This is a genomic window from Mycobacterium sp. (genome assembly GCF_036273375.1).
Lineage (GTDB): Bacteria > Actinomycetota > Actinomycetes > Mycobacteriales > Mycobacteriaceae > Mycobacterium.
This window is the reverse complement of record NZ_DASUHS010000076.1, coordinates 1-2,369: the sequence shown is the minus strand read 5'-3', so window position 1 is coordinate 2,369 and position 2,369 is coordinate 1. Positions and strand designations below refer to the sequence as shown.

The window sequence follows — 2,369 nt, the reverse complement described above, 5'->3', positions numbered from 1 at the left end:
CGTATTGATGTTGCCGGTGTTGACGGCCGCGGGGCCCCACCAGGGGTACGGATTGGCGCTGCCCAGATAGGCGGTACCGGGGTGGTTCAGAAAGTTGTAGGGACCGGCCGGTCCGCCCACATAGCCGGCGCCGAGAAGCGGCGGTGCGCCCCGCGAGATGCCCGGCACTTGTGCGCGCGGACTTGCACACGCGAGCGAGAAAAATATGTTAGGCGGCGCGCCGGCAGGGAATATGACGTTGGGCGGAGTAGTCCCCGCCGCGATAGCGGCCCCAATCGTCGATGCATTGTTGCTGATGCAGAGGTTGTACAACGACGAGAAGGTGGAGGACGCTGCATTGCCGGCAAATGTCTGGAGCACCGTATAGCCCAGGGCGGTGGTGTCCTCGTGCGACCAATCGGCCGCCATCGTCCAGTCCATCTTGTCGGTCGCGTGCCACACCAGCTTGCCGCGAATGACCTGCAGGCCGGTGCCGCCGTAGGTGTCGCTGGTGCCAAGGCCCGACTGCGCAAAATCGGACATTGGGATGACCGTCATCGAGGCCAGCGAGTACGGCGAGTTGGCCGGATAGGGAACGACCTTCATCCAGCCGGTCTGATCCTGCGACGACACGCTGATGCTCGACAGCAGTGTGCCCTTGATGATCGGAATATCGGCCGTGAAGCCGAAGTCGCGCCGGTCGTAGCTGCCGCCGGTGGCGGTAGCGATGAACCGCGTATCATCGCCGGGTGTGTGGGTGGTAATGCTGATCGCGCCGCCGATGGTGTTGGCGCCGAACAGCGTGCCCTGCGGGCCTTTCAATATTTCGACGCGGTCGACGTCGAGCAGGTTCTGGTTGGCGCCGATGGTGCGCGCCAGAAACACGCCGTCGACGTAGACGCCGACACCCGGATTCAGGTTGAAGGCGAAATCGTCCTGGCCGACGCCGCGGATCGAGGCTGATAGCACCGAGCGATCGCCGGAGAACGGCGCGCCGGCATCCAGGTTGACACCCGGGGTCAGATTGCCCAGCGCTTTGATGTCGGTGATGTTGCGGCTCTGCATGGTGTCGGCCGAGAACGCGTCGACGGTGATCGGCACGTTCTGGATGTTCTCTGCACGACGCTCGGCCGTGACCACGACTTCTGCGAGACCCCCGCTCTCCTCGCCGGCGGCGACCCCCGACTGTGCCTGTTGCGCCGGCGCACTGACGGCGAATGCCGCGAGGCCGACTCCGCACAGAACCGCCATCCAATGGCGCAGGCTGCGAGCCACGTCAGTATTCGGATTCATTTCGACCCCCTGCTAGACCGTTATTTGTTCAGCAACAACAGCTTGCCGTGAGACAGCCCGCGGCAAACACTCCGATAGTACACCTATGCCCCCACCCGTTTTCCACCGCGCGTGCAATGCACCTCGCCCATCCGGGCGCTGACTCTCATGAGTGTTGCGCCGTACGCCACCCGGGGGCGTAGGTCGCGCGCGCTACTTCGGCGTACGGGACCGGACTGACGATGCCGCGGATCTCCGTCTGCACATGCCGCTCGACCGTCGGTTTGGACGTCCCGCCGCCCTCTTCACCCCAGACGAAGGTGACCTCGGTGCCGGGCTGGGCGTGGGCGGGTTCGAGCATCGCCAGGGTCAGCATCCGGCCCTCGTTCGAGCTGTAGCCGCACCAGGTGGAGATCCCAATGGTCTTGCCATTGCGCATGACTTTGTCGTACGGCCAGGTACAGTAAACCGCTGAAGGAAAATCAAAATACTTGGCCCGATCGGACTTCTGGAACATCGTACCCAACGCGCGGGTGACGTCGGCATTGTCCAGCGCCAGCGTGACCTTCTGGCGGCTGGCCGCCGGGTCCATCTTCTGCAGTGCCTCGCGACCGATGAAGTCATGGTCGAACTTCACGAATGATCCGTAGCCCAGATCGAACGGAGTCAGGTAGTAGTCTTCGATCCGGTTTGACACGTAGCTACCCCCGAGCGACCCGATCGCCTCGTAGGTCGTCGCCGGCAGCCATTCCCGATACGCCTGCAGCTTCTCCCCGGTGTACACCGCCGGCAACGGCGACGGGATCCAGCCCGACTCCAGCGTGTTGGACGAATAGGCGCGCGCACCCACCTGGCGCAGCCCGAAATCGGTGCCGGCATTGACGATGGCCTGGCGCACATCCTCGCGTTCGTCCCAGGGACCGAACAGTTCCAGTCCCGGCTGCCCGGCCATTCCGTGGCGCAGCGCGCGCACCGTGCGGCCGGCGATGGTGATCTCGGTCATGTGAAAGAATTTCAGCGCCGGGACCGGCGTGCCGGTGACCTTCGCGATCAGGTCCATCGCATTGGGTCCCTGCACCTGGTAGCGATAGGCCTTGCGGACGATCGGACCGGAGCGG

The 2,369-nt window shown here is 64.3% G+C and carries 1 protein-coding gene and 1 pseudogene; both read right to left on the bottom strand.

Annotation, left to right across the window (positions count from 1 at the left end; genetic code table 11):
* On the bottom strand, positions 1-1,254 hold a 1,254-nt coding region (locus VFW69_RS06740; RefSeq protein WP_526499429.1), incomplete at its 3' end, for a TonB-dependent receptor plug domain-containing protein.
* A gap of 163 nt (positions 1,255-1,417) precedes the next feature.
* Positions 1,418-2,369 (bottom strand): annotated as a pseudogene (locus tag VFW69_RS06735) (hypothetical protein); the annotation flags it as partial.